The 276-nt window shown below is 59.4% G+C and carries 1 protein-coding gene; it reads right to left on the bottom strand.

All coding sequences use genetic code 11. The features are described 5' to 3' along the window. On the bottom strand, positions 1-276 hold a 276-nt coding region (locus tag AAEY83_RS14660; protein WP_351060014.1), incomplete at both ends, for an SIS domain-containing protein.

Raw genomic sequence — 276 nt, 5'->3', positions numbered from 1 at the left:
ACATGCACATTGAGATTGACCTCCGCAGCCTTCGCCAATGGCGACTGTGGATTGCCGGTGACGCTGATCAGCTGGATACCCAGGCGTTTGATCAATGGCAGCAGCGTCACGATTTCGTTGGTCGAGCCAGAGTTCGACAGGGCCAGAATCACATCGTCGCGGGTGATCATGCCCATGTCGCCGTGGCTGGCTTCGGCCGGATGCACAAAAAACGCCGGAGTGCCGGTGCTGGCCAGGGTGGCGGCGATCTTGTTGCCGATATGCCCGGATTTACCC

The organism is Psychrobacter sp. TB20-MNA-CIBAN-0197, from assembly GCF_040309765.1.
Taxonomy (GTDB): Bacteria; Pseudomonadota; Gammaproteobacteria; order Pseudomonadales; family Moraxellaceae; genus Psychrobacter; species Psychrobacter submarinus.
Note: the sequence above shows the minus strand (reverse complement) of the source record. Positions and strands in the feature narration are given on the sequence as shown.